Below are 4,950 nucleotides of genomic sequence, written 5' to 3' on the forward strand. Positions count from 1 at the left end.
GTGCTTTTAGGCACAATGCTATTACTTACTACTGGCGTAATGGCTGCACCCACAAGCACTGAAGTTGCTAGGTCGCCCGTTAACAACTTAATCTTGAACAAAGCTAGTGGTGCAACGCCAGTGAAAATGGCTGCTACCGAACCAACTTCAGCCGACGATCGATCGGAAACCGATATCGTCAAACCTAGCGACTGGCAATATAAATCCCTCCAAGGTTTGGCAACTAAATACGGTTGTAATCCCAACCTCAACGATAAACCAGTTTCCCAGCTTGAATTTGCACGCGGTTTGAACGCTTGCTTGAATAGAGTCGAACCCATGCTGGCACAGCAACCTAGTGGTGTCACTCGGGCAGATCTCGAAGTCCTCCAACGATTGACTCAAGAGTATCGCGCTCAACTAGCCGAAATTGATGGTCGTCTCGTCGCCACCGACAAAAAAGTCGCTCAATTGCAAGCTAACCAATTTTCCACTACTACCAAACTCAAAGGCGAAGCAATTTTCAACGTCACTGGTGCTTTGAGTGGTTCCAACTCCAATAACACGGTCTTTGGCGATCGCGTCCGGTTATTATTTGAAACTAGCTTTAGTGGTAAAGACCGCCTCTGGACGCGGTTAGCGACTGGCAACCAACCTGGGATCAACAGCCAATTGCGAAATGGCCCAACGGCTGAAGGTGCGCAAGTATCTGAATTAAATGCTAATAATGCTGTCGGTATCGACTGGTTAGCCTATCAGTTCCCCGTCGGCAATACCAATGTTTACGTACCAGCTTTTAACGGTATTCATGCTGATTATGCCGCTACCTACGGCTCAAATTTTGAGGATGTAACTGGCGGTAATGGCGCACTGTCTAACTTTGCCGAATCTAACCCGATCTACAAAGTTGGTGGTGGTGCGGGAATTGGTACCACTTTCCCTCTGGCTGAGCGGGGACTTACTGGTGTATCGGTAGGTTATCTAGCTGGCGGTGCTTCAAACAATCCTAGATCTGGCGCGGGTTTATTCAATGGTGACTATGCCCTGCTCGGACAGTTGAACTTTAAACTCAGCGAAAAGTTCGATGCTGGTCTGACTTATGTTAACAGCTATCATGCTGGTACCAACCCGATCTATGGTTTTGGTGGTACTTCGGCCTCGGTAGGTACTGGCTTGGTAGGTACTGGTCTAGCTAATGCTAATAATGCTGGTGCTAATGCCAATTCCTACGGTGCCTCCTTTGTCTACAGAGCTAGCGATACGCTCGCTTTCAATGGCTTTTTGGTCAATACCAATGCTAATAAAGCGACTATTGGTAACGAAAATATCTGGAGTTATGGTGCGGGCGTTTCCTTCCCGAACTTTGATGGTAAAGGTAATTTAATCGGCTTATTAGTTGGTGCCGAGCCTTATGTTGGTGGTGTGGGGACTACGCCATACCATCTCGAAGGTTTCTACAAATACAAGTACAGTGATAATCTCAGCATTACCCCTGGTTTGATTTATCTGACTGCACCCAACCAAAGTACTGCTAATGGTGGTGCGTTAATTGGTGTAATCAGAACTACGTTTACGTTCTAATCAAATTAACTCGATCTAGCTAGCAGCAAGCTATTACTCACCCAACTTCTTGAAGAAGTTGGGTTTTGTTATGAGTGTAAATATCTCTAAAATATTCGGGCTAAATTTTGCTATCTACTAAATATTTAGGTGTCAGCAAACAGATCAGTTGGGCTGTGCCAATCGCCAGACGATCGTCATCAAATTTTAGTCCAATGATGCCACCTTTCTTGAGCACTAATCGATCGACAACTTTCCCAAATATAAATAATTCCGCCCAGTGACTTAAATTAGGTTCGTGCCCGACGACAGCGAGGGTCGAGATCGGATCATCGAACGTGCGGGCTTGCCACCACATCAACCATGCGGGCAGATTGCCCATCGGTTTCAAATCCTCAGACACCTGCAATTGAGTACTAATTTGCCGGTCGCTGAGGATCTCGGCAGTTTGGCGCGCGCGGACGAGGGGACTGGTGATAATCAGATCGAACGTCACATCTAATTTTGCCAATCGATCGGCAACTTGTGCGATTTTTTTGCGTCCTACTTTAGTAAGCGATCTTAGCTCATCGAGATCGATCGTCTTCTGGGTAGACAAATCATTGTCGGTTGGAGTAACGGACTCTAAATCGCCAGCAATGCCATGCCGAATTAAGTATAGATACATATGATTTGCAGACTTTTTGATACTTATTATTAATCTTAGTGCAACAAATATCACATCTTGATGCGATAATCACTAGTGGGTAACTTGTTTACGATTTATTATTCATTGATACATCAAGGTATCGATAGGGAATTCTAAGATAGATGGTAGGTATATCGATTCGATCGAAGGTGCAGTAGTGATGACAGAATCAAATCTTAACGAGGTTGTAAGACCAAAACGGCGGTTTCATTGGGAAACTTTTTTACCCAAGCGCAAAGCTTGGATTCAGACACTGATTTTATTACCTTTTGGGTTGCCGATCGGTAACTTTTTAGGGACTAGTTGGCAATTTGCGGTCAAGGCGATCGTCGAAGATCTTCAATACCCGATCGGCGCGTTAGTGATTGTCGCTAGTTTATTACTACCTAGCTTAATGTTTGCTTTTCTGTTCAATTGGGGTCGGGCGATTAGGTACCAATCCGCCTCAACATGGTATCCGAATGCGCGTGCGCTAGGATCGGGTGCTTATGCCACGTTGACGATCACCGCGTCGTTTGGGGTCGTCGCATTGTGTACTCACAGTCTGGGAATTTGTGGCAATCCCGCTTGGAGTGGGATCAGTCAAGCTTTACTATGTAATCTCGATGGCTACGGCTTTGAATCAAAATCCTGGTTTGGTGCCTGGTTTATCGTGGCGGCTTATTGCTACCAAGCCCAAGGCTCGATCAAGTCCGGCTACCAACGCTTAGTTCACAGGCAGGATGCTGCGGCGCGGTTTGCGCTGTTAGCGGATCGATCGCCCGATCTGCCCGATTTTAACTCAGTAGCGACTGTTGGCGATGATTTTGGCTCGCAGTCACCGATCGACACGATCGGTAGCAACCGCGAAGACTAGACTACAAGTAACTTCGACCCAATGCTAAAATATGACGGTATCCAGGTCGCACGAGCACGCCGTAAGGCGATCGCCACTCAAGTAAATTGCTAAACCGAAATCATCATCATTTGAGGCTGGGAAGTTGGTGTCAAACAGTCATGGGCACGATCGTCTGTCTGGGCTGGTGGGGACAGATCTCGCCCAGTATTGCCAATCCTGCTGCTGCTGAACTGGGCAATCTCCAGACTCTCGATCTCCAATCCAATCTGGTCGCGCAACAGCCAACTCCCACTCCCGCTCCAGCGCAGACCCCGCCAGCAAGCACTAACAACGCCATCGATCTCAGTCCCGAAATTATTAATGGTAGTCCGGTTTTGCAAAAATGGCTCAAAGGGATTCCTGATGTCCTGGATGAGATTAAAAACGACCCCAGTTTTCGGACGCGGGTCAAAGTAGGCTACTCGCAATATCCATCCACCGCCCAAACCGGCGGATTTCATCTGGCAGTAGATGATGTCTTCTTAGGACGCAGTGGACTTTCAGCCAGTGCCAATTACAATTCAGGTGGTAGCCGCAGTGCTTACGGGGTAGACGCGCAATACTATCTACTACCTTTGGGTGGTTATATTAATATCACCCCGATCGTCGGCTTTCGCCATCTCCAAACTGATAAATACAACCGCGACGGCCTCAATCTCGGCCTCAAACTGATGCTCGTGCCCTCGCGTGGCGGCGGTGCCGATATCGCGCTGAGTCAAAGCTGGGTGGGCTTGGGTAGCAGTACCGAAACTGGTCTGACTACGCTCTCCGTCGGCTATGCCCTCACCAATCATCTCCGCTTGTCTACGGATATCCAACAGCAAAATGCCAAGGAAAACTACGATAGTCGCGTGGGAATCGGCGTCGAGTGGATGCCTTAGATCGATCTGAGCGATCGTCTCAAAGCGGTGCCCAAACAATAATAACAGCCGAATATTATGCAAAGCTTGTCAAATATCCTGGGGACGATTGGGCTAGTTTTGGGACTGATACTGTTGCTAATTGCGCTAGTTAGCTGGTGGCGATCGCGAAGCAGTAGAGCCATTTATCACCCAGCTATTAAAAGATCTGCCAATCGTGCCGCCACCGGTGCAAAATCCGATCGCCAACGTGTCGCCGTCCACAAATATGTCAAGCATGTCGGCCCCGAACTCCGCAACCGCTATGGCAACCAGCCAAGATATACTCCCGCTCAAGTCAAGCAGACTGTCCAAGCTAGCGGCTATAGTTCGCAGGATGATTGTTATGCCTTTGCACTGTATTGCTCTGAAGATGACTTTGGAGACTATCACCGCTCGATCGGCGAATCCTGCGACTATAACTCCATGCGGAGTGAAATTGCTGATGCCTTTGGGTTTATTTTCCCCAGTGGTACTACCTTTGATGCAGCGGAAGTCATCGACAACTGCGATCGATTTAGCAATATTAGTATTGAACCCACAGCAGATAATAGTGGCTCATCATGGTTTAGTCTGGGCGACTTTGGTGGTGGGAGCAGCACGGACACTGGTAGTAGTGACTACAGCAGCAGCGATAGTGGCGGTGGTAGCGATAGTGGTGGCGGTGGCGGTGGTGGTGATTGAGTCAATTTAAGTTAGCTAGTCGATTACCTCCGGTAGGCTTCTCTTCTCTCCGAGACGCTTCGCGAACGAGACGCCTGCGCTTTGCGCTTACGCCAACGATTTTAAGATCGATGCCGATTTGGTAGGCTTTCTTCGGAACTAGCGCATTCAGGTTGAAGTGTCTCTAAGCGGGGAATACTAAGAGCATCATCACATTGTGTTGGGGTTGAACCGAATGAAAGCATTGCCATTTTTCCTAGTTATCGCACTCATCGCCGCGATCG

Annotated in this window: 5 protein-coding genes; 4 read left to right on the plus strand and 1 reads right to left on the minus strand. The window is 48.1% G+C overall.

Annotated features, from left to right (window positions below):
• The coding region (locus RMO27_RS13120) for an iron uptake porin (protein WP_309733159.1) at positions 1-1,560 on the plus strand (1,560 nt) is incomplete at its 5' end.
• A 100-nt stretch (positions 1,561-1,660) separates the two neighbouring features.
• Here the strand turns inward: RMO27_RS13120 and sixA are convergent.
• Positions 1,661-2,206, minus strand: a complete 546-nt coding sequence (gene sixA, locus RMO27_RS13125) for a phosphohistidine phosphatase SixA (protein ID WP_309733162.1) — start codon at positions 2,204-2,206, stop codon at positions 1,661-1,663.
• 181 nt (positions 2,207-2,387) lie between these two features.
• Here sixA and RMO27_RS13130 point away from each other — a divergent pair, with 181 nt between their 5' ends.
• From RMO27_RS13130 to RMO27_RS13140, 3 genes are all read left to right on the plus strand, one after another.
• Positions 2,388-3,083 (plus strand): hypothetical protein, encoded by a 696-nt coding sequence (locus RMO27_RS13130; RefSeq protein WP_309733163.1) that lies wholly within the window; start codon positions 2,388-2,390, stop codon positions 3,081-3,083.
• An 86-nt stretch (positions 3,084-3,169) separates the two neighbouring features.
• The gene (locus RMO27_RS13135; protein ID WP_309733165.1) at positions 3,170-3,985 is read left to right on the plus strand and encodes a hypothetical protein; all 816 of its coding nucleotides are present in this window, start codon (positions 3,170-3,172) and stop codon (positions 3,983-3,985) included.
• A gap of 57 nt (positions 3,986-4,042) precedes the next feature.
• Positions 4,043-4,687 (plus strand): DUF6559 family protein, encoded by a 645-nt coding sequence (locus RMO27_RS13140; protein WP_309733167.1) that lies wholly within the window; start codon positions 4,043-4,045, stop codon positions 4,685-4,687.
• Positions 4,688-4,950 lie beyond the last annotated feature (263 nt).

Origin of the sequence: Chamaesiphon sp. OTE_75_metabat_556 (assembly GCF_031378165.1) — a bacterium.
Taxonomy (GTDB): domain Bacteria; phylum Cyanobacteriota; class Cyanobacteriia; order Cyanobacteriales; family Chamaesiphonaceae; genus Chamaesiphon.